The 22,188-nt window shown below is 47.8% G+C and carries 15 protein-coding genes; 7 read left to right on the forward strand and 8 right to left on the reverse strand.

The window, feature by feature from the left end; all coding sequences use genetic code 11:
- Window positions 1-7: 7 nt before the first annotated feature.
- The gene (locus tag V202x_RS09610) at window positions 8-1,684 is read right to left on the reverse strand and encodes an NAD+ synthase (protein ID WP_145173580.1); all 1,677 of its coding nucleotides are present in this window, start codon (window positions 1,682-1,684) and stop codon (window positions 8-10) included.
- A gap of 375 nt (window positions 1,685-2,059) precedes the next feature.
- Here V202x_RS09610 and V202x_RS09615 point away from each other — a divergent pair, with 375 nt between their 5' ends.
- On the forward strand, window positions 2,060-2,452 hold the full coding sequence (locus tag V202x_RS09615) for a hypothetical protein (protein ID WP_145173583.1): 393 nt from the start codon (window positions 2,060-2,062) through the stop codon (window positions 2,450-2,452).
- A 148-nt stretch (window positions 2,453-2,600) separates the two neighbouring features.
- Here the strand turns inward: V202x_RS09615 and V202x_RS09620 are convergent, their stop codons facing one another.
- Window positions 2,601-4,988, reverse strand: coding sequence for a HEAT repeat domain-containing protein (locus V202x_RS09620; RefSeq protein ID WP_145173586.1), 2,388 nt, complete (start codon window positions 4,986-4,988; stop codon window positions 2,601-2,603).
- A gap of 412 nt (window positions 4,989-5,400) precedes the next feature.
- On the reverse strand, window positions 5,401-5,961 hold the full coding sequence (locus V202x_RS09625) for a CinA family protein (RefSeq protein WP_145173589.1): 561 nt from the start codon (window positions 5,959-5,961) through the stop codon (window positions 5,401-5,403).
- Window positions 5,962-6,088: 127 nt separating this feature from the next.
- On the opposite strand from V202x_RS09625, the gene trmB reads away from it, so the two are divergent.
- Window positions 6,089-6,715, forward strand: a complete 627-nt coding sequence (trmB, locus tag V202x_RS09630; protein WP_145173594.1) for a tRNA (guanosine(46)-N7)-methyltransferase TrmB — start codon at window positions 6,089-6,091, stop codon at window positions 6,713-6,715.
- 52 nt (window positions 6,716-6,767) lie between these two features.
- On the opposite strand, the gene V202x_RS09635 is transcribed toward trmB, so the two are convergent.
- Window positions 6,768-7,445: a hypothetical protein gene (locus V202x_RS09635; RefSeq protein ID WP_145173597.1), complete on the reverse strand. Its 678-nt coding sequence runs from the start codon at window positions 7,443-7,445 to the stop codon at window positions 6,768-6,770.
- A gap of 62 nt (window positions 7,446-7,507) precedes the next feature.
- On the reverse strand, window positions 7,508-8,902 hold the full coding sequence (locus V202x_RS09640; RefSeq protein WP_197993311.1) for a TAXI family TRAP transporter solute-binding subunit: 1,395 nt from the start codon (window positions 8,900-8,902) through the stop codon (window positions 7,508-7,510).
- Window positions 8,903-9,212: 310 nt separating this feature from the next.
- Between V202x_RS09640 and serA the strand changes: the two genes are divergently transcribed.
- From serA to V202x_RS09655, 3 genes are all read left to right on the forward strand, one after another.
- On the forward strand, window positions 9,213-10,838 hold the full coding sequence (gene serA, locus V202x_RS09645; RefSeq protein WP_145173603.1) for a phosphoglycerate dehydrogenase: 1,626 nt from the start codon (window positions 9,213-9,215) through the stop codon (window positions 10,836-10,838).
- Between the two features lie 301 nt (window positions 10,839-11,139).
- Window positions 11,140-11,790, forward strand: a complete 651-nt coding sequence (locus V202x_RS09650) for an HNH endonuclease (RefSeq protein ID WP_144989689.1) — start codon at window positions 11,140-11,142, stop codon at window positions 11,788-11,790.
- Between the two features lie 239 nt (window positions 11,791-12,029).
- Window positions 12,030-13,343, forward strand: a complete 1,314-nt coding sequence (locus V202x_RS09655; protein ID WP_145173606.1) for a homoserine dehydrogenase — start codon at window positions 12,030-12,032, stop codon at window positions 13,341-13,343.
- 8 nt (window positions 13,344-13,351) lie between these two features.
- Here V202x_RS09655 and V202x_RS09660 read toward each other — a convergent pair whose 3' ends face one another.
- Both V202x_RS09660 and V202x_RS09665 read right to left on the reverse strand, forming a co-directional pair.
- On the reverse strand, window positions 13,352-14,164 hold the full coding sequence (locus V202x_RS09660) for a peptidylprolyl isomerase (RefSeq protein ID WP_232098925.1): 813 nt from the start codon (window positions 14,162-14,164) through the stop codon (window positions 13,352-13,354).
- A 51-nt stretch (window positions 14,165-14,215) separates the two neighbouring features.
- Entirely contained in the window at window positions 14,216-15,133 is a 918-nt protein-coding gene (locus tag V202x_RS09665) for a carbohydrate kinase family protein (protein ID WP_145173609.1), read from the reverse strand.
- Between the two features lie 127 nt (window positions 15,134-15,260).
- Here V202x_RS09665 and V202x_RS09670 point away from each other — a divergent pair, with 127 nt between their 5' ends.
- Together V202x_RS09670 and V202x_RS09675 are read left to right on the forward strand one after the other, a co-directional pair.
- Complete coding sequence (locus V202x_RS09670; RefSeq protein ID WP_145173612.1) at window positions 15,261-15,689, forward strand: acyl-CoA thioesterase; 429 nt, start codon at window positions 15,261-15,263, stop codon at window positions 15,687-15,689.
- A gap of 214 nt (window positions 15,690-15,903) precedes the next feature.
- On the forward strand, window positions 15,904-18,363 hold the full coding sequence (locus V202x_RS09675; protein WP_145173616.1) for a helicase HerA domain-containing protein: 2,460 nt from the start codon (window positions 15,904-15,906) through the stop codon (window positions 18,361-18,363).
- Window positions 18,364-19,066: 703 nt separating this feature from the next.
- On the opposite strand, the gene leuS is transcribed toward V202x_RS09675, so the two are convergent.
- Complete coding sequence (gene leuS, locus V202x_RS09680) at window positions 19,067-21,991, reverse strand: leucine--tRNA ligase (protein ID WP_145173619.1); 2,925 nt, start codon at window positions 21,989-21,991, stop codon at window positions 19,067-19,069.
- Window positions 21,992-22,188: the final 197 nt, after the last annotated feature.

Here is a 22,188-nt window from a genome sequence, read left to right on the forward strand (position 1 = left end):
GAACGGATTACTCTGCTTCCCATTGAAACCGTGCTGCCATCGGCATACGACGACCTGAACCAAAAGCACGCCCGGAGAGTTTGATTCCCGGAGGCATTTGTCGACGTTTGAATTCATTCTGATCCAGTTTCCTGGCAACCCAGCGAACGGTTTCGGCGGGAAACTGTTTCGACAGGCTCTGAACAGACAGCTCGTCTTCAATTAAACCTTTAAGAATCTCATCCAATAAATCATACGGTGGCAAGGTATCCTGGTCGACCTGATTCGGAGCCAATTCTGCACTTGGCGGCTTTTCCAGAATATGTTCAGGTATGATTGTCCGTCCCGCTCTTTGATTCACATGACGGGATACCAGATAAACGTCGCGTTTGAATACGTCGCTCAGTACAGCAAATCCTCCCGCCATATCACCATAAAGTGTGCAATATCCCACCGCCAATTCACTCTTGTTTCCCGTTGCCAGCGCCAGCCAGCCATGCCGATTACTGCGGACCATGACATTCGCACCACGAATACGCGCCTGTAGATTCTGGTCTGCCAGTCCTGCAGGCTGCCCTTTCAAATCGTCTCCGATCACAGGCAGATTTTCGAATGCGCGATGCACTTCATCGATGGGAATGATTTCATAGTCAAGTCCCAGATTTTTTACCAGTTCCAAAGAATCAGAAATGCTGTGCTCGCTGCTGTAACGGCTGGGTAGTAATAAGGCATGTACGTGCTCAGCCCCGATGGCTTCAGCGGCAATGGTACACGCCAGCGCACTATCAATCCCCCCCGATAAACCCAGTACACAATCGGTGAATCCGCACTTCTGCATGTAATCACGCAGCCCCAGTACCAGAGCCTCAAAAAGTTGCTCCTCACGAGAACTCGCTTCGACTTTGTTTGCTTCCACATCCAAAGGGTGTTCTGTATCGAAGTAGCTCAGATCCTCTTTAAACCCGGGCATCTGGAGTGCAATTCGATTATGCTGATCTGTTACAAAACTATGCCCATCGAAAACCAAATCATCGTTACCGCCCACTTGATTTACAAACAGGTAGGGAATGGAAAAACGATCCACATGCGAACTGACAATTTGATGCCGACGTTCTCGCTTTTCAATTTCAAAAGGGCTCGCAGAGATGTTGATCAGCAAATCAGAACCGGCTTCCGCCAGAATCTGCACAGGATCGGGTAGCTCCACAGGCTGATTATGATAAAACGTGTCCGGCTGCCCCCACCAGGCATCTTCACAAATATGAAGCCCCAGTTTGAGCCCTTGAAATAAAACGGGTTGAATACTGCTCAATTCCGCAGAACGAAAATAGCGATGCTCATCAAACACGTCATAAGTCGGCAGTAGCAATTTATGGACGCACGCTGAGACCTGTCCCTCATATAGTAGACTGGCAGCATTGGCAATCCGTCCCGGTGGAAGCTTTTGCCCGGTAGGGTGCCCCACAATCACACCGATCTCCGATGGAATCTGTCCCGCCAGATGCGCGACGGCGCGATCACAAGCCTCGATAAATCCTTCGCGCAACAGGATGTCTTTGGGAGGATACCCACACACCACCAATTCGGAAAAAAGAATCAGGTTCGCGCCCGCTTGTTCTCCCCGCTGTACTGTTTCCAGAATTCGCTGACAATTTCCACGTAGATCGCCTACTGTCGGATTGAGTTGTGCCAAGGCAATTTTCACAGACGCTCTTTACTCCTGAAACTGTCGTCGTTGATTCATCTTAATTTTGCAATTGCTCGCAATGCTGACTTCACACGCCAGAACTCTGATTGAATGTTTACTTGATCTCACACAGATGAAAGCCGTTGCCATCCTGATCGTTGTATCAATTTTACCGACCAATCTATCTGTAATACCAAAATTCGCTAAAAATAAGTGCAGATTTTACTGTACTTATAAAAAACGTTACGAAAAGTGGTCTTTTTTTTTGACCGACCAAAAGTCTCAAACTAGGTTTCAATGAGCAGATCCCTGTCTCTCAAACGAACTGGGCCATCGTTAAAGCCCATGTTCTATCGATTTCCCATCTCGAATTTTCCAGGGCTGAGACCTCTTATGACACATTCTAGAAAAAGATCATCTACAGAAACAGGCAAAGGGCCTTTACTAAGTCACACTTCGATCCTGATTATCAGTATCTTTGTGCTGGGCATGGCAACCGGAAAGATATCATCATTGCCCACTAACAGCATGTATCTGATGATGGGGGTCTTCGGCTTGATCTCTTATTTTGGACTCGGCGCACTGGCAACGCGCAGAGAACGAAAAAAACGAGAACAACTTCTGGAGAAAAAAGAAGTGGCTCTGGAAGGGCGTCTTGAACGTCACCTTGTCTCCCAGGGTCCTAAAATCAGCTTGTCTCAACATTTGACATCAAACAGCCCCGATCAGAACAGTCAATACCAGACCGTCAATAAGCAACCCTTAGCGTCTCGCAACCGGTTTTAAAAAAAGAGAGAGAGTACGAAAGAATCTCAGCCTGGAATTGACAAAGGAGAGGGTGAGATAGGCTCACCAAAAAGCATTTTTCGTTGGAATCGATTCAACTCGGCCCAAATAGCTTTTTTGAAAAATACTATTTGGGCCTGAATCTAAATTAGTTAGCGGCAGGTGGACTGACTCGCCTCACACGACTCAGAGCATTCTTCGCAGCCACTCTCACTTCAGAGTTGGTATCAAAGCGTGCCTTTTGTAATTCAGGAATCGACTTGTGGGCATAAGGGCCGATTTCTCCCAGGGCATAAGCGGCTCCTGCACGAACCTGACTGGCTTTGTCTTGCAAGGCAATGGAAAGTGCAGCAACGACTCGATCATCCTGAGATTTCAGATCGGCCAGACTGTAAGTCGCCAACCAACGGATGTTGACATCTTTGGAGACAACACAATCGGCCAGAGTTTTATTTGCCTGAGATTGCCACTCTGGATTACGCGCCAGTAGTTCTGCCGTATGTAAGCGGACATACTCATTCGTGTCCGATAATGAACGAACCAGAATGGGTGTTAACTCCTGAGATTGCGTACCCATCTGCGACAATACGGCTGCGGCAAAGGAACGATCGCTCTCAACAAATGAGTTCATGGCTTCAATCAAAGTAGGAATCGAATCATCGGTGTTCCCTTCAATTTTCCACAATGAAAACGCACACTGAATACGAACTCCCATGTTTTCATGCAGCGTTAACGATCGGAGAGCGGGTGTCGCTGCTATTGCCTCGGATTCCATCGCACCCAGACGTTGAACAGCCTGTTTCAACGTTGGTACATCATATGCATCAAGTTGCTTGACCAGCTTCAATACTTCTCCGGTCGCAGCAGGGCACATATCGACGGCCGTCATCGGCTGAGCTGTTTCTGGCTTGGGTCGGCTTACAATCGCGTTTTGCACAAAAGTTTTTTTGCTCTTTAGGACAGGTTGGACCTCAACTTGACGTGAGACAGTACTCACCTGAGTTTTTTCTGGAGCTTTCATGCCAGGTTCAATGGGCTTCCATTTTCCAAGTTGAACTGTGCGTCCTTCAAAGGGAGATTGAACCGCCATCTGACGGGTCTGATTCACAAAAGGATTCTCTACCTCCCTCTGTGGTATAAAGTCAGTCTGAGGTTCAGTCCGTTCAACCAATTGGAATTCAGGTTGCTCTTCTATGACTAGTTCCTCTTCCGGAGGTGTGAAATCTGCAATCAGCTCATATTGCAATTCACGCATTAACTCAAAGGCAGAGCGTTTCTGTTTTACATTTTTCTTAACTGGTTTGGTTTCATCGCGAGCGACCTGTATGTCTCTGGTCACTTGCGCTGTCTGTTTTTCTGCTTTAAGAGATCGTTCTACTTTTTGCACGTCTTCATCAGTCAGCCTTCTGAATGTGACTTCTTCTTTTACCTCAGGACGTGGTTTTGTTCGAGCAAGAAGCTGATCCAGCTCCGCAATCTGCTGTTCCGCTTTTGTTTTAGTGTCCTGCTTCTTCTCGGCGACTTCCATTTCTGGTTTTTCAAAAGCAGATTCTGCTAACTTAGGATCCGCCAAAAACGGATTCTCTACTTTCTGCTTTGCCTTCGGTTTCACAATGCGTTCTCGAATGACCCGGAACGGTGAATTCTTCGTTTCAGCAATTTCGATTTCTGGTGCCTGCTTTTTCTTGGTCGTTTTATTAAACGTTTTTTCGACTGGTTTTCGGAAGAGGTCTTTTTCTCTTCCAGATGCAGTCAACTCTCGTTTCTTCTGCTGAGAATGATTGACCATTTGCATTTTTGATTGCGCGGATTTCAGAGTAGGATCGCTAGAAAGGTGGGCAACATTCTGTTCGACACGCTTCAATAATTCCTGATTCAGCTCGTATGCTTTGGAACCCTTTTTCAAATCTCCCCTACCACTGGCTTCTCTTTTGCTGATCGCCAGCGATTTCTGGTAATGGCTTAAGGCCAGTTGTTTTTCTCCACGCTGGGAGTGCAAGTGTGCAACAATTTCATGTGCTTCTGCAGGACCGCTGATTTTGCGGAGTTCGGTGTAGCTCTCTTTCATTTTCCCCTGGATACCATACACGGTAGCCAACCGAGTAATCGCGCGCTCACTTTTCGGATCAAGCTTTACTGATTTCTTCAGTATTCCTTCTGCCTCTTCGTACTGCTTCATCTTATAAAGGGCATAGCCATAGTCGCTCAGAAGCTCAGGATTTTCTGGCGTGAGTTCCTGCCCTTTCTTGAAATACTCCAGTGCTTTCTCCCGATCACCTAATCGATAACTGACAATGGCAAGTCGATGACAGGCACGCGCATGCTTGGGATCTGCCTTATGAATCAATTCATAAGCTTTTTTAGCCTTTTCAAATTCTTTTTTGCTTTCCAGATCCTGAGCAACGACCATTTTGCTATCCAGAACTTTTTCCTTCGCAGACGAAGGAAGCATGGCTGTGGGCATATGAGAACAACCTGCGAACGGAACAGCGACAGACGCTGAAAGAACTGCGGCCCAAATACTGCAGCGCTTCATTATGAAATCCTCTAAAAAGATGGAGTCGAGAGGGATTAGTCTTAATAGCCGTTATGTAGAATTGATCTTGTGAGTACTTCTAAGCATCAATTCCACCCTGATTCCGGCGAAATCACTCTACCGGAGGTCATTCCATTAACATGGGTCATGCCAAATAGAATGTATTAAACGAACACTTGTGGCTTAGTGAATAATTCGGTTATTCATGTTGTGCTGATGCAAAGGGAAAGACAGAATATCACTTTCGCAACGAAGATCGTGCCGGAAGAACGGGTTGCAACACGTGGAAAAACGAAGCAAACGTTTCCAGACAGATAAAGTTTGACGATTATTCGGAATATACTGCCCTCAACGGTAGCAGGCACCTCAAGCTCATTCATGATGCTGTCAAAAATGCTCGGAATACAACGGGTTAGCGTTCTAAAGCAGCTGAAATCAGCTTCAGCATTTGACGGGCGGCAGCAAGCTGTCTCTGTTGTCTCAGTGAGAGTTCTGGTGTCGAATCGGCTTTGAATGGAAACTCAGCGATTAAAGCATCACACTGGAAGGATTCGATCGTCTGTATTTCTGGCGGACTGTTGAAATCGTTCGAACTTCGATGTGCTATGCCGATACAAATCAGTCCATCTTGATGCGAGGGCGCATTCGGACCCAGATGACCTGTAATTGATGCAGCCCAGGTTGCTTCGGGAGTCTGCTTTAAGACTCCAAGTGCCAACTCTCTGGCTGTTTCACGACTCACATCCGTATATTTTTCCAGAGTCTCCGGCTGCACGCCCAACCATTTCATTTTCGTATCCCAGCGGTAAACGATGGCGGAACCACAAAAATAATCAGAAATTCCCGGCAGGCTGGTCATTAAGGTCGCCACCAGACCACCGGTGCAACTTTCAGCCAGCACCAGCTTTTCATCATGTGTTCTCAGAGCCGCTTGAACTTCTTTCGCAGCTTGCAACAAAAAATCGGGTAACATGAGGATCTCCAAAAAACAACCTGCGGTTCTCTCTTGATAATTTACACGCCACGCTCTCTATTCTACAGTGTGTGCGTCTTAATAATTATTTTCTCTTCCAATCTAAAAAATATCGTTTTTTCAAATCATGTCGCGTTCGAAGCCTACAACAGACCTCAAACCCTACTTTCAAACCCTGGAGGATCTGGAAGGGCCTTTCAACTGGAACAACTTTTTCGGGAATGACAACCCCGTCGTATTAGATGTTGGAGCAGGTCGCGGTTTATTCCTGTTTAATTCCAGCGGAGCAAATCCGGATAAAAATTATCTCGGTCTGGAAATCGACTATCGTGAAGGACGTCGGGCGGCCACACGACTTCTTAAAGCCGACCGACCTAATGCCCGTGTTTTGGGTGGGGATGCACGAATTGCCTTTGACAAATTTATCCCTGAATCATCCATTTCCGAAGTGCATGTTTACTTTCCTGATCCCTGGTGGAAAAAACGACATCATAAACGCCGGATTTTCACGGATGTATTCGTCAGACAGGTTACGACGGCGCTCAAGCAGGGAGGTGAACTTCACTTCTGGACCGACGTCGAAGAGTATTTTGAACGGGTCAAAAATTTGATGGATCACGCCAGTCAATTTGCACATCGGGACGCTCCCGAAGAAAAGCGTCCCGAGCATGAAATGGATTTTCAAACCAGCTTCGAAAGAAAAAAACGAAACGAAGGTTGGAAAATCCACCGCGGACTCTGGGAACTGCTATAATAAAGCACTCGCAGTAATAGTCGCTTCATGATCATGCAACTGTACTATGCATTTATAAATGCTCTAAGACAGCCTGTTGCAAGTCAATGGGTTGATTGAACTTGGCCCGCCGACCGATGTGATACCACCAGATACCTCGAATCGGATAGAGCGGAACCGACCGAACATGCTCATGCTGCTGGCGTATCTGATTCAGATAAGTTTCCTCAAAGTCGGGTACTTGCTCTGGTAACTCCAAGTGCTTGACTTTGATTAAATCCACCAGCGTTAACTGGTGTTTTTCGACCAAGAGATCGAAAGCCTCGATCCCAAACGACTGAACGAATTGCTTGGGTGGCGAAGGGAACACAAGCGATTCTCGATCATTGGCCGTAATCAGAGAGTAGTCATCTTCGAAAACCGTCGTGAAACTGTGGAACCGACCGTAAGGTGAAAGTGTAACTTGAAAAAAAGTGGCGCTTTCAAGATGCTCCCAAACCAGGATAAAATTCTGCTGTAATCGATAAATACCAACTGGTTTGAATTGATTTGATTCGGCCCAATCAGATTCAACCTGACATTTATGTTCGTAGTATTCATTCCAATCCGCTTCAGGCAACAGAATCAACTGGGGTGATCGCATATGCTGAATGGCATAGTAAATCAGGATCGGAATCAGGATAAACAGATAACCAACGCCCATTCCTACCACGATCAAGATACAATTAAAGAGATTGACATTAGCCAGCATGATCCGCATCCGGATGAAGTTACGTTTTGAAAGCGAGCCGCTTTTTCTGGTAAAAGAACACTTCAGGATTTATCGATTGTCTCACCCAGACGATCGATTTTCCAGCCTAACAGCTTGGCGTTAATTTTGTCACTCAAGGCATGACACATTTCCAGAAAAACATCGGTGGCACGATCTTCATTCAATTCATGGGCTGAAAACTGTTTCAGTGTTTCCTGACGTAAACAAGTCACATCATCAAGTAACTGATGTAACACAACTCCGTCCTCGCGATTATTTCCGTCCAGTTGCATTTGCTTGTTTTCGATTTCCACCAATTGTCGAATATAACGGTCCAGTTTATGTTCCTTCGCTTTTGAGCGCCGATTCTGAACCCATCGAAACAACAGATAGGCGGCGATCAGGATCGACACGATAAACGATCGCATCCCCTCCGTTGCTTCAACAAACTCCGAATTCAGGAAGGGTTTCAATTCGGGATTATATGCATGATCCGCACCAAGATGAACCGGGAATCCCTGATTGTCCCGGGCGAATGTATTGCCTTGTGCAAACAGCTCATTCAAACGCATCTGTCGCGAAAAATTTTGGTGCAGAATGATGGACGTCACTTCGGCAATGAGACCGGCAGACACGGCCTCCCTTGTAAGCAGATGCGCACCACAAGCCACCGTCTGCAAATTTTGGACGGGAACTGTCGGCTCTGCCCTGCGATACATGCCTGCCGGAATTTCATATTCATAAAAATGAGATTCCTTGCGCGTCAGTGCGCCAATATAGGGGATTTCCAAAATGCGATAGTGACCAGTCTCCAGCAAATTATGGAGCACTGGTGCTTGAACCCCCACGGTCACGATTGCCGCGTCTAACGTATTGTCTCCGAACTGCTTTTCGATCTCTTCATAGGAAAGATACGCGGGTTCAATTTCGTCCAAAGTCAGTTGAAAATGCTGCAAGAGCGGTACACTGGCAGCCAGGTCACCCGAGCTTTGTTCGCCAATCGCAATACGGCGGCCTTTCAGGTCGTTCACACTCTTAATATCAGACTCAGCGGGCACAATAATATGCACTACCTGTGAATATAGGTTGGCAATGAAACAGATATGCGGCATTGTGTGAATTTGCGGTTTCGGCTTAGCCGCCTCAACAGGTTTGAGCGATGCCAGCGCAAACTCCGTACCTGGTTGATAAAAACCCAGATCCGCTTTTCCGCTACGTAATAAATCCAGGTTTTCCAACGAGCCTTTCGTCTCCAGAATCTCAACATCGATGGGCAACCGTTGCTCCAACATCGCTTTGAGTTGCACGGCCATTCCGTGATAGCGCCCTTCTGGATGACCGGCGGCAATCGTGATCTGACTGGGCAACGCCGTCATCCACTGATAGGTGAAATGCAGGATGACAGGCAAGGAAACCAGCAAGCTGACAACCAGAATTTTGAACAGAGTACGCTTCATATCCACCTTCATTGATAAATTCTCAAAAATAATAATCTCCGATGATTCCAGCAGAATGTGCACAGAATATCATAGTCAATTTCGCTGAATTTATCTTCTTTTCAGCCAGAATTCGACTGTTTCCATATGAATAACGAGTCTGAACTCCAGGGGTATCAAACTGTTTTTAGATTTCCCCAGTTTGCACAGCTGTTACCCTTGGCGCGATTTTTTGGCGAACTATGCTAAGGGGCGATACCTCTGTATCATAGGAAGCCATTGTAAGCTTTCAGTCACTAATTTCCCCTGTTTTGAAAAGCGAGTGAGTTCCATGTACCGAGTCCTGATCACGGACAATCTTTCGCCAGCCGGCCTTAAAATTCTCGAAGATAACCCGGAAATCGAAGTCGATGTTCGGTCCGGTCTTTCGCCGGAAGAAGTACGGGAAGCACTCAAGTCGGCAGATGGGATCATCATTCGCAGCGCGACCAAACTCACGGACGAAGTCCTGAAAGGGCAACCCAGATTAAAGGCCATTGTCCGGGCAGGTGTCGGCGTTGATAATATCGATCGCGTGGCCGCCACGCGCGAAGGTATTGTCGTGATGAATACGCCCGCTGGAAATACCACCAGTACGGCTGAGCAAACCATTGCCCTCATGATGGGACTGGCTCGTAATATTGGACCTGCTTACTCAACAATGAAAGAAGGCAAGTGGGAGCGTAAAAAATTAACGGGGACCCAGGTCGCCGGGAAAACACTGGCCGTCGTGGGACTGGGACGTATCGGTCTTTCCGTCGCGCAACGGGCACAAGGCCTCGAAATGAAAGTCATCGGTTATGATCCCTTTCTCTCTGCAGAGAAGGCAGCCGAATATGGTATCGAACTCTATAAGGAAGTTGATGAAATCGTTAAACACTGCGACTTCCTCAGCGTGCACACTCCTCTGACAGATGAAACGCGTGACCTTATCAACGCCGAGCGAATCGCCACGATGCGTCCCGGAGTCAGGATCATCAACTGTGCCCGGGGTGGTATTATCAACGAAGACGATCTGGCGGATGCACTTGAATCGGGTAAAGTCGCGGGAGCCGCTTGTGACGTGTTTACTCAGGAACCACCAGAAAACCGACGATTGATCGATGCGCCTAATATGTTATCGACTCCCCACCTTGGTGCTTCCACAGATGAAGCACAGGAAATGGTTGCTTTGGAAGCCGCAGAGATTATTACCGATTATCTCACCCGCAACGAAATTCGCCACGCCATCAATATGATTCCCGTTTCGGGAGCAGAAATGGCAGACCTGAAACCACATGTTGAGTTGGGACATCGTCTGGGTTTGTTCCTGTCTCACCAGACAGAAGGCAGTCTCAAAAACGTTCAGATACAGTATCGTGGTGAAGTGGCAGAGAAACAAACGAAACTGATCACATCCAGTTTTGCGGCGGGGTTACTCTCCAATGCCTTTGAGGCAGACGTCAATATTGTGAACGCTACGGTATTCGCAAAAGAGCGTGGCATTGGGATTTCTGAATCGAAATCCAGTGAAGCTGGTACACTTTCTACACTGATCTCTGCAACGATCGAAACAGACGAAGGTCAGTACTCGGCAGCCGGTACCATTTTCGGCCAGGACTTCTTACGGCTTACCAAACTGGATGAGTTCTATCTCGATGCATACCTCGATGGTAATCTGTTGATCTACCGCCATCATGATGTACCAGGACTCATCGGTTATATCGGCACGGTTTTGGGAAATCACAAAGTCAACATTGCCCACATGGCCCTGGGGCGACTTCAAAACCAGCCTGGTGGTGAAGCGATTGCGGTTCTGAATGTCGATGGAGAAGTTCCGGAAGCGGCTCTGGCAGAAGTCTCCGAACACAAAGACGTTTCCTGTGTGAAACTAGTCAAAATGCCGCCCGCGACTGCCCCGCTTCCCTGGTTACAATAGTCTCTTTGCTTAACAGTCGCTTCATTAAATCTTCTTTAATGAAGCGACTGAAGCAGTTTTCAGCGTACTTTGAGCTCATTTTTGTAAAACGGTTGATGAGCCCCCCCTCTCAAAGGTAAAATAAACACGGTGAGGGTGCGCGCCTCATTAAAGACGGAATCGGAAAAAATGAATTGACAGGTGCATCAGTTACGGTATCATGCCCGGCAATTCCAATGTTTGTTTTTTGGGGTCGTTTTGATTTAAACTGCACCTTGATATTGCCATAACCTTGCTAAGTGATCTGGAGGGTGGGCGGCGTATGATATCTGCAACTACCGGGAAGACACAGTCTAGCGCCATGCAGGCGAGTGTTCTGGCGCTGAATAAGACTTATTCGCCGGTTCACGTGATCTCTGCCAAACGCGCTTTTTGTCTGCTCAGTAAAGACATTGCGGAAGTCATCAGTGTTGAAGATGGCAGCTTTATGAACTATGACTTCAGTTCCTGGATTGAAATCAGTGAGCTGAGATCTGAATTCAATGAACGAACGGAATTGGAAGACTGGATCTTTTCCGTGAATTTTGAAATCCAGGTTCCCCGTGTTGTTCGCCTGTTGCACTATAATCGCATCCCCAACAATACGATTAAATTCAACCGCCGCAATATCTTTATTCGAGACAGTTATCGATGCCAATACTGCCACAAAAAATTCGGCGTGAAGCAACTTAGTCTGGATCACGTCGTCCCCCGTTCTCACGGCGGAGGCATGAGCTGGGAAAATATTGTCAGCGCCTGTCGTCGCTGTAATACGAAAAAAGGAGGCCGCACACCTTCGCAAGCCGGGATGAAGCTGCTGCAAAAACCGGCAAAGCCCAGTCGTAACCCCGTGTTGCTGCAACAGGTCAAGCATGAGAAATACGCATGCTGGCGAAACTTTGTGAGCACGAAGGAATTACTCGCCTGTGAATAACAGCGAGCGGTGAAAATGCGCTTCTTTCATTTCATGGTCTCTCACAGGCTATGCTATCAGCATTTGCTGTCTTCTTCGGAATTGACCGGCAAAATCGACACATCCAACGCGATTCTCATCCTGAAACCAACTGATTTTGACGGCATTGGTTCCACTTGCCTGGGGAACCGTCTATAGTACGATGCGGAAATCAAGTCCCCCTCGCTACCATTCATCGTTTTATAATTCAGGAATCTGGAATGTCGTCTTCTCCTTTAAATGTGGCCATTATCGGTATGGGTACCGTAGGCAGTGGTGTCGCAAAAATTCTGCTCAATCGCGCCGAACAAATGACCGCGCGGGCAGGCCGCCCCATACACCTCAAACGGGCCGTCGTAAGAGATCTTTCACGAACACGTGACATCAACCTTCCTGCTGGAGTACTGACCGATGATGTCGAATCCGTCATCAATGATTCTACGATTGAGGTGGTACTTCAACTGGTCGGCGGAATCGATCCCGCCTATGACATTATGTTGCGCGTCCTGGAAAGTGGCAAAGATGTTATCACCGCCAACAAAGCACTCCTCTGTGAAAAAGGAGAGCTCGTATTCCAGCGCGCAAAAGAGTTGGGTCGCTGCATCTGTTTCGAAGCAGCAGTCGCAGGGGGAGTCCCTTTAATCGAAACAGTTACGCAAGCCATGACTGCGAATCAAATTATTTCGATTGAAGCCATCCTGAATGGAACCAGTAATTATATTCTGACCGAAATGTTTTCCCACAATACAAGCTATGCAGACGCTGTGAGGACTGCCCAGGAAATTGGGTATGCAGAAGCCGATCCCGCCATGGACGTAGATGGCACTGATGCCGCACAGAAATTAGGAATCCTTGTGCAACTGGCATTGGGAGTGAAAGTCAATCTTGATCAATTCCTGCGACAGGGAATCGATTCGCTTTCACTGGCTGACTTACAATATGCTGACGAACTGGGTTACACCGTCAAACTGTTGGCGGTCGCCAAATTACTGGACGGTCAACTGGAAATGCACGCGCAACCGACGCTGATTCGTAATGATAACCCGTTAGCACACGTGGAAGACGCTTATAACAAAATCGCTTTGGAAGGTGATGCTGTGGGAAAAGTCTGGCTCTCGGGTATGGGAGCCGGGCAAATGGCGACAGCGTCTGCCGTCGTTGCTAACTTAATCGATGTCGCCGTCGGTCGGGCCGCCATTACGTTCCCGAGATTGAATCTCTGGAACTCCAGTCAAAATATTCAAATCCTGCCACGCGAAGACATTTCGCGGCGGTACTTCCTGCGTTTAAACGTAGAAGACCGCCCTCACGTACTGGCAGACATTACGAACGTGCTGGGAAATCACGAAATCAGTATCGCCAGTCTGGTGCAGCATGAAGCACCCGAAGTCGATGAGACGGAAAACTACCCCATCGTTCCCCTGGTTATTATGACGCACCGCACAACCGAAGGCCAATTTCAGGCAGCCAGCAGGGAGCTGGATGCGTTGGATTGCATCCGGGCTCCCTTTGTGCGCATGCCGGTGAATGATTGATCGAAAGACTATTCGTCTTTCTTGGCAGGCGTTTTTTCAGGTGCTGCTTTTTCTGGCTTCGCTTCTTCTTTTTTCTCAGGCTCTGCTGGCTTCTTGTCTGCTTTTGCATCAGGAGCCGCCGCCTCTGGTTTCGCTCCCTCTTTCGCAGATCCATCAACAATGGTCGCTTTTTTGATGTAGTCCAACATCGGAAACTCTTTTTTCAAATAAGCGTTTCCACCTTCGACCAGTTTTCCCTGATGGGGTCCGCGCCCGTTTGGTGCCCCTTCACCATAACCGTCGTATAGATCGTCGACCACATCCATCCCTTCGATGACTTGCGCAAAAGGAGAAAATCCCATGCCATCTAAATTTGAGTTATCACCAAAGTTGATAAAAAATTGTGTTGAACGCGAGTTAGGCAAACCTGATTTTGCGAAAGAGACATAGCCCCGTTTATTCGACTCGACCACAGGCTCATCCATAATGTTGTTATCTTTCCATTTGGCGTGTACGGCAGGATCTCCATTAATACCGATTTGTGCCATAAACCCATCAATCACGCGAAAGAATGCAGTATCATTATAGAAGCCCTCTTCCACCAGTTCCTTGAAGCGTGCGGCCCCTTTGGGTGACCATTCAGGATGCACGTCCAATACAATATTTCCTTTTGTCGTTTCCAGTAAAACCTGAAAGTCTCCGCCGGCAGGAAGTGTTTCCAACTGTTTTTGGGAAGTCGCTTGGGGAACCTCAGGATCACTGGCTGTAGGGGTTTCTCCGGGACAGCCTGCTAAACAAGAAACAGCCAGACACAGAATCCACGGGGTAAAACGTGACATCATATCCATCCTCACTCTAATGAAAGGTTTAAAATCGAAAGAACTTACAAGATCTTAACGAGTCTGAATTTCCTCGCCAAGCCGCTCAAACTCGGCACGTAACACAGGCATTGCTCCTGCATGGCTGGCAACCAGGCCTCCCACACGATTGGCAAACAAAGCCGCCTTGTCCCAGGACCAGCCTAATAAACGACGCGAAATCAAAGCCGCGGTAAATGAATCGCCGGCTCCCACCGCATCAACGACCTCAACCGGAGTGCCGGGAATATCATATTGTTGATCGTCGGCATAAATCAAACATCCTTCAGCCCCGCGCGTAATACAGACCGCGTCCACAGTATACTCTTTCTGAATGTGTTCGATAAACCAACCTGTATCACCGACAGAGATTTCTAGCAGCCCCGCCAGTACCTCTACTTCATCCAGGTTTAATTTGACGATTTTTGCTAAAGACAAAGAACGCTCGATCCAACTCCGATCAAAGTATTCCTGCCGCAAGTTGATGTCGTACACAACCAGACAATCAGCGTTCGTCGCCGCAAGACACTGATAAATTGATTCTCGGGAGGTTTTCTCTCGCTGAGCCAAAGTACCAAAACAGACCGCCTTGGCCTGATTCATTAGTTCGGCCAATGGTTGATTAAACTCTAAGTGATCCCAGGCAACCCGTTCGTGAATCGTGTATTGTGGATCATTGGCGTCAGAAAACTCAACCGTCACGGTGCCAGTGGGAAATGTCGTATCAATCTGCACGTACTTTGTAGCAAGATTTTGCTGTTTCAAGAAATCCAGCAATTCGGTTCCCAATGGATCTTGCCCCACACGCGAGACGACGATTCCCTGACAGGCCAGTTGATTTGCCTGAAACGCGACATTCGCCGGCGCGCCGCCAGGTCGCCTTTCATCACCAAAACAGTCCCACAGCAATTCACCTAAACCGATTACCACTGGAAGAGACGTTACATTATTCATAGAACTCTAATTCAATTACAATTTCATTTAGGAACACTATTTCAAAACAGATGATTGTATTGTGAAATTCAACACAGCACACAATTATCTCGCGTGATACCATAACATAATCCAGGATAGAAATTCCATGCATCGCATTTATGAATACCGCCATTTAGTCACCGAGGAGGAAATTGACGGGCTCGGACACGTCAACAATGTGGTTTACCTAAAATGGCTACAGGACGCTGCGGTAGCACACTCCACCGCCAATGGCTGGTCAGCCCGTCGCTACCGCGAACTGAAAATCGGCTGGGTCGCCCGAAGTCACTATATTGAGTATTTACAACCGGCGTTTGTGGGTCAGGAAATTATCGTACAAACATGGATTTCCACACTTCAAAAGGTCAAATCTCTACGGAAATATCAAATCGTACGGCCCCTTGATTCTGAGCTTCTGGTGAAAGCCGAAACAAACTGGGCATTCGTGAATTATGAAAATCTGACTCCACGGCGCATACCGGAAGAAGTACTCGCGTGTTTCGCTGTGATTCCCGAACAGGAAGAACCCCGCTAATGGTTCGCAGCAACTGATTCAAGATTAAAAAATATGAGCGAAGATCTTCGTTCAAAACGTGAAATGTGCAGTCTCTCATGGTAGTCTATCTCTAACGCGATGATGGACAATTCTTTTTTAGAAATCATCCCAAAACACATCTGTTTAAGTTTTGATTCTGATCAAAGGCCAATTTCATTTTCTGGCAATAATTTCATACGTTTCATGGTGAGCAATGACTGATCAATCCTATGAAAAGCTGGGCGCATTCTATCTAGGTCGAGAACATGATCTGGAAAACGATACAACCAAAGACGATTTGGTATTGTACGACAGCAAAGATCTGACCACACATGCGGTTTGTGTCGGTATGACCGGCAGCGGCAAGACTGGGCTCTGTTTATCATTGCTGGAAGAAGCCGCCATCGATGATATTCCCGTCATCGCCATCGACCCCAAAGGAGATCTGGGAAACCTGTTGCTTACCTTTCCCGATTTGAAACCGGCTGACTTTCGCCCCTGGGTTGAAGAAAGTGAAGCCGTCCGCAAAGGAAAAACTCCCGACGAATTCGCGCGTTGGACTGCCGAACTCTGGAAACAAGGCCTTGCCGACTGGCAGCAGGATGCCTCCCGCATCGAACGTCTGCGGTCTGCCGTCGATATGGCCATCTATACGCCCGGCAGTAATGCCGGTTTGCCAATTTCTGTTCTAAAATCATTTGATGCCCCCAGCGAGGCTGTGTTGAATGATAGTGATGCGTTCCGAGATCGCATCATGTCGGCAGTCTCTGGTTTACTGGCTTTATTGAAAATTGATGCCGATCCCATTAATAGCCGTGAACACATTCTACTCTCGAATATTCTCAGCAATGCCTGGAAAGAAAAACGTAACGTCTCCGTTGCCAGTCTGATTCAGGAAATTCAGGCCCCCCCTTTCGAAAAGATTGGCTTTCTGGACTTGGACACGTTTTATCCTTCCAAAGATCGCATGAAACTCTCGATGCAACTGAACAATCTGCTCGCCTCTCCGGGATTTGAAGCCTGGATGCAGGGAGACGCATTGAATGTAGAACGTCTGTTAATGACAAAACAAGGTAAGCCACGCATCTCCGTGCTTTCGATTGCACATCTTTCCGAATCAGAACGCATGTTTTTTGTGACGGTTCTCCTCAATGAAGTACTCGCCTGGGTGCGCAGTCAATCGGGCACATCGAGTTTGCGTGCCATCCTGTATATGGACGAGGTCTACGGTTACTTTCCTCCCACTGCCAACCCACCCTCCAAAACACCAATGTTGACTTTGTTAAAACAGGCCCGTGCCTTTGGATTGGGAGTGGTCCTCTCCACACAAAACCCGGTCGATCTGGATTACAAAGGCCTTTCGAACACAGGCACCTGGTTTATAGGTCGTCTGCAAACCGAACGCGACAAAGCTCGCGTATTGGACGGATTGGAAAGCGCTTCAGGCACCGCAGGCAGTCAATTTGATCGTCAGCAAATGGAATCGATTTTATCTGATCTGGGAAGCCGGGTCTTCCTGTTACACAACGTACATGAAGACGCTCCCGTCATATTCCACACGAGATGGGCACTCTCCTATCTGCGCGGCCCGTTGACACGCAACCAGATTAAAACACTGATGGAACCCCGCAAGATCGCAACCGCTGAAGCAAGAGCCAATACTAGTGCTACTGCACCAACCATTGCTGCCACGCCGGAAAGCGATCCGAGCCAGCCTCCGCCGATTCCTGCTGAAATCAAACAACGCATCTTTACCCCGTCGACCATGTTGACCAAAGGAAGTCGCCTCGTTTATCGACCGGGAATTATTGGTGTGGCAAAGCTACGCTATGCCGACGCCAAATCGAAAGTCGATCTCTGGCAAGATGTCGCGATGCTGGCTGCGATCACGGGCGACCTGCCGGAATCACTTTGGGATGAGGCAACTCTGATTCCTCCCGGCAATCTGGAATACGACGACGAAACCGCAAAACAGGCCCAGTTCGCTGAAGTTGCCAGCGAGATGACAAAACCCGCACAGTATCGTACATGGAGTAAGAAGCTGAAGACCTGGCTCTATCAGGAACATCCACTCAAGCTGTGGTTTAGCGCCAGCCCAAAACTGTATTCCGAACCAAACGAAGATGAAGCGTCATTTCGTGCACGACTCAAACAACTGATGCGTGAAAAACGCGATTTACAAATTGAGAAATTGCGCACCAAATATGCATCCAAATTCGAAACCATCAAAAACCGAATCCGAACGGCTGAGGAACGCGTGGCACGAGAAGAAGCACAATATAGTGACAAAAAAATGAGTACGTTTCTTTCAATTGGAACCACCATTTTCGGAGCCCTCATGGGTAGAAAGATCGCCAGTGCCACGAATGTTCGGAAAGCCTCCACAGCCGCCCGAAATATGGGAAGAGCGGCCAAAGAACATGGCGATATCGGACGCGCCAAAGAAGCATTGGAAGTACAACAACAAAAATACGCCGACCTCGAAGAAACATTTCAGCAGGAATTAGATGAGCTGGAAGAACCCATTCATCCTGAAGATTTCGAGATCGAAGAATATCCCGTCCGCCCACGCAAGTCCGACTTAATGGTGAACGAAGTCTCGTTTATCTGGCTTCCCTGGTCCGTCGATGCTACGGGAATCAGCCAACCACTTTATCGATTGGATGAAGAGTAGAGTCTATGTTAGCATAATTCGAAATTCGCGTTGTTACAATCACATACAAACTGAATGGGCCTAAATACAATTCGGGCCGAGCATAGCGAGCAGGAGATCGCAATTTCAGACTACGATTCAGCGCAATTGGGTGGCACTGTCGGCTTGCCGACAGTGAAAATGTATTATGCTCGTATTAGCCTGTACCCAAGTTTGTTGTAGCGTCTCCAGGGTCATTTGGATCGAGTATAAGAGGCTGAAGCTGCTATGGTTATATTGAACGCGATCTAGTTGTTTTCTAAGAACAAACAGAGCATTTGTAAGCTGCCTTACTTGGTACTAGTCAACTGAAATGCACTGTCGGACAAGCCGACAGTGACACCCGACGATTGGATGAAGAGTAAAATCTGCGAGAGGATTTCGCTTTCACATCATCACGGAATACAACCCTGTCATCGTTTTTCAAATCGATATGATCAGTCTCTTGCAACAAAATCACAATGTTGGGTATTGACTAGTTTGAGGCATGAGTGACCCCAGGTAGGGGCGAACCCATGTGTTCGCCCGCTGTGATCCAGCGTCCAAATCTTAAAAACAAAGTACAAATAGACTCCCAATCATTGATCATTTTACAACAACTCATCAACAAACTCGGTCGGACACATGGGTCCGACCCTACAAGAATCGTGCTTCTTTAAATGTTTTTGGTTCCGGACACCTGGTTTTATTTCACAACGAAGTTCACCATTCTACCCGGCACGACGATGGTCTTAACAACCGTTTTCCCTTCCAAGAACCGTACTACGGTTTCGTCTTGTTCGGCCGCCTGTTGCATGGTTGCTTGATCCGCATCAACGGCAACTGAAATCTTCGCGCGTAATTTTCCGTTGACCTGTACTGGAATTTCGACAACTGATTCCTGCAATAACGATTCATCATAGTTCGGCCACGGCTGATAAGCCAATGAATCAGTATGACCGAGAACACTCCAGAGTTCTTCCGCGATATGCGGTGCAAACGGTGAAAGAATTAAAACGAAGTCAGACAAGACGGCCTTGGAACGCACCTTCTCCTGTCCCATTGCATTCGTGAATTCCATCATACGACTGATGGCCGTGTTGAACGACAATTTCTGAATGTCTTCCGTGACCGCTTTGATCGTTTTATGCAAAATACGAAGCTGGTCTTCGGAAGGTTCATCATCGGAAACGACATCAGTTAAAGTGACAGCTTCCGCGCGTTCTTCTACCATCAATCGCCAGACACGCCCGAGGAAACGAGAGACGCCATCCACGCCGCTCATGCTCCAGGGCTTTGTCGCTTCTAAAGGCCCCATAAACATTTCATACATACGTAATGCATCGGCACCATACTGCTCGACAACAAAATCAGGGTTGATCACATTCCCGCGTGACTTCGACATCTTATAAGCGCGGCTGCTCACATAAATCGTAGGGTCTTCGACCAGTGTGAAATCTTCTCCTTGCTTTTGCACCTGATCGGACTGTAACTTCACGGCTGTAATCGGATTTTTAGTTGTTTTCTCAATCCACTTGGTTTCAGACTCATCTGATTCTTCAACAGCCTTTGAAGAAATCCAGCTACCATCGGTTCTCTGGAAACCGGTCAATTCAACATCGCCTAAAATCATGCCCTGGTTGACCAACTTTTGGAATGGTTCCGCGCAGGTCACGTGACCACGATCGAATAAAACCTGATGCCAGAATCGCGCATAAAGTAAATGCAAGACTGCGTGCTCGCCACCACCAATATAGAGATCGACGGGTAACCAGTTCTTTTCATTTTCCGGATCGACAAAGTGCTCATTGTTTTTGGGGTCGGCAAACCGCAAATAATACCAGCAAGAGCCCGCCCATTGAGGCATGCTGTTCACTTCACGCAATAATCGGGTCCCATCGGAGTCGGTTTTAAATAACCACTCATCCGGTGCCGCGGAAAGCGGAGGATCCGGAGTTCCTGCCGGCTTGTACTCTTTCAATTCGGGTAACTCGACAGGCAAGCTCTCTTCTGGATCGGGACGCATTAAACCGGTGATCTTTCCCTCGGCGTCGAGTTCGTGCCAGATGGGAAAGGGTTCGCCCCAGAAATGCTGTCGACTGAAGAGCCAATCGCGCAAACGATAGTTTACAGCTCCTTTTCCAAGCCCCTGCTCAACAAGATTGGCGGTAATTTTCTTTTTGAATTCGGCGGTCTTCATACCGTCAAATTCTCCAGAATGAATGGCCGTTCCCAAACCGGAAAACGGAGTCCGTTTTGCTCCCTCGATTTCTGCTTCTAAAGCCGACTCTTCTTTCGAAGGTTCATAGCCGGCGGGGGGTTCCACTACAGGAATAATGGGTAAATTAAATTCGACGGCAAATTCCCAGTCACGCAAATCATGTGCAGGGACCGCCATGATGGCACCGGTGCCGTAGCTGATCAAAACGTAATCGGCGATCCAAACCGGAATTTGTGCACCATTCACTGGATTCACCGCATAGCTTCCCGTAAAAACACCCGTTTTTTCCTTAGCCAAATCTGTTCGATCAAGGTCGCTTTTGAGTGCTGCCTGATGGCGATAGGTTTCCACCGCTTGTTTCTGATCAGCCGTCGTCAAGCGGTCAACAAATGGATGTTCCGGCGCCAACACCATATAAGTGGCACCATATAATGTGTCGGGACGCGTTGTATAAATCCGTAAGACATCCGCATCAGGCTCTTCCGGAAATCCTGTTTCTCCGCGCGAAGCGTTCCAGATTTTGAAAGCCTGTTCCAAAGAATCACTTTCGTGTTCGGCACCGACAAAGAAATCAACTTCCGCGCCTTCACTACGACCGATCCAGTTTTTTTGCAACGACTTGATCGATTCAGACCAATCGAGCCCTTCTAAACCGTCGATCAACCGATCTCCATATTTGGTGATCCGCAGCATCCACTGACGTAAGGGAATTCGTTCGACGGGATGGCCACCCCGTTCGCTTTTGCCATCGATGATTTCCTCGTTTGCCAAAACCGTTCCCAAAGCAGGACACCAGTTAACTGGCGCCTCATGCTGATAAGCCAGTCGATGACGGTTTTGATAATGGCGGATCGCGTCCTCGCCGGCCGACTTCACCTTCTCAGGGATGGGCAACTCGCTAATCGGTTTCGCGCGACCGACACGTTTTTTACCATCCGGACCTGTCCACTCACACTCACTATCAAACCAGGACTCGAACAATTGGAGAAAGATCCACTGGGTCCAGCGGAAGTAATCAGGATCTGTCGTGGAAAATTCGCGGCTCCAGTCATAACTAAAACCCAACATTTTCAACTGACGACGAAACGTATCGATGTTCTTTTGAGTGGTGACACGAGGGTTCGTGCCTGTTTTAATAGCATGCTGTTCGGCGGGTAAGCCAAAGGCGTCCCAGCCCATAGGATGTAAAACCTGCTTGCCTTGCATACGGGCATGACGGCAGACAATATCCGTTGCCGTATATCCCTCCGGATGCCCTACGTGTAAGCCATCACCAGACGGGTAGGGAAACATATCAAGCACGTAGAGCTTATCTTTGCCTTCAACAAAATCTCCGACCTTGAATGTTTCCTTTTGATCCCAATATTCCTGCCATTTGGTTTCGATCCGCTTGGCGTCATAACGAGGCATTGTGTCCGGTCTTCCTATTTTGTGATGGGCATCATGGCCCGGTCTAAGTTTGGTTTAAAACGTGACAGGGCGATTTCCCTGGTCGCATATCGTAGCAAACAAACAGGTACACTGTCAGTGATATCTACAGTAATAGAGTAAGTTTAGCCATCCTTGGAAACTTTGCAATTCTGCCTGTTTTTCAGATCGAGGGTTTC

The sequence above is a fragment of the Gimesia aquarii genome (assembly GCF_007748175.1).
In the GTDB taxonomy this organism is placed as follows: Bacteria; Planctomycetota; Planctomycetia; order Planctomycetales; family Planctomycetaceae; genus Gimesia; species Gimesia aquarii_A.

Excerpts from the sequence above, each read along its gene's own strand:
- V202x_RS09665 (WP_145173609.1), bottom strand. The coding sequence starts at position 15,133 with ATGAATAATGTAACGTCTCTTCCAGTGGTAATCGGTTTAGGTGAATTG.
- V202x_RS09650 (WP_144989689.1), top strand. The coding sequence starts at position 11,140 with ATGATATCTGCAACTACCGGGAAGACACAGTCTAGCGCCATGCAGGCG.
- V202x_RS09675 (WP_145173616.1), top strand. The coding sequence starts at position 15,904 with ATGACTGATCAATCCTATGAAAAGCTGGGCGCATTCTATCTAGGTCGA.
- trmB (WP_145173594.1), top strand. The coding sequence starts at position 6,089 with ATGTCGCGTTCGAAGCCTACAACAGACCTCAAACCCTACTTTCAAACC.
- V202x_RS09635 (WP_145173597.1), bottom strand. The coding sequence starts at position 7,445 with ATGCTGGCTAATGTCAATCTCTTTAATTGTATCTTGATCGTGGTAGGA.
- V202x_RS09620 (WP_145173586.1), bottom strand. The coding sequence starts at position 4,988 with ATGAAGCGCTGCAGTATTTGGGCCGCAGTTCTTTCAGCGTCTGTCGCT.
- serA (WP_145173603.1), top strand. The coding sequence starts at position 9,213 with ATGTACCGAGTCCTGATCACGGACAATCTTTCGCCAGCCGGCCTTAAA.
- leuS (WP_145173619.1), bottom strand. The coding sequence starts at position 21,991 with ATGCCTCGTTATGACGCCAAGCGGATCGAAACCAAATGGCAGGAATAT.
- V202x_RS09655 (WP_145173606.1), top strand. The coding sequence starts at position 12,030 with ATGTCGTCTTCTCCTTTAAATGTGGCCATTATCGGTATGGGTACCGTA.
- V202x_RS09625 (WP_145173589.1), bottom strand. The coding sequence starts at position 5,961 with ATGTTACCCGATTTTTTGTTGCAAGCTGCGAAAGAAGTTCAAGCGGCT.
- V202x_RS09615 (WP_145173583.1), top strand. The coding sequence starts at position 2,060 with ATGACACATTCTAGAAAAAGATCATCTACAGAAACAGGCAAAGGGCCT.
- V202x_RS09640 (WP_197993311.1), bottom strand. The coding sequence starts at position 8,902 with ATGAAGCGTACTCTGTTCAAAATTCTGGTTGTCAGCTTGCTGGTTTCC.
- V202x_RS09670 (WP_145173612.1), top strand. The coding sequence starts at position 15,261 with ATGCATCGCATTTATGAATACCGCCATTTAGTCACCGAGGAGGAAATT.
- V202x_RS09660 (WP_232098925.1), bottom strand. The coding sequence starts at position 14,164 with ATGATGTCACGTTTTACCCCGTGGATTCTGTGTCTGGCTGTTTCTTGT.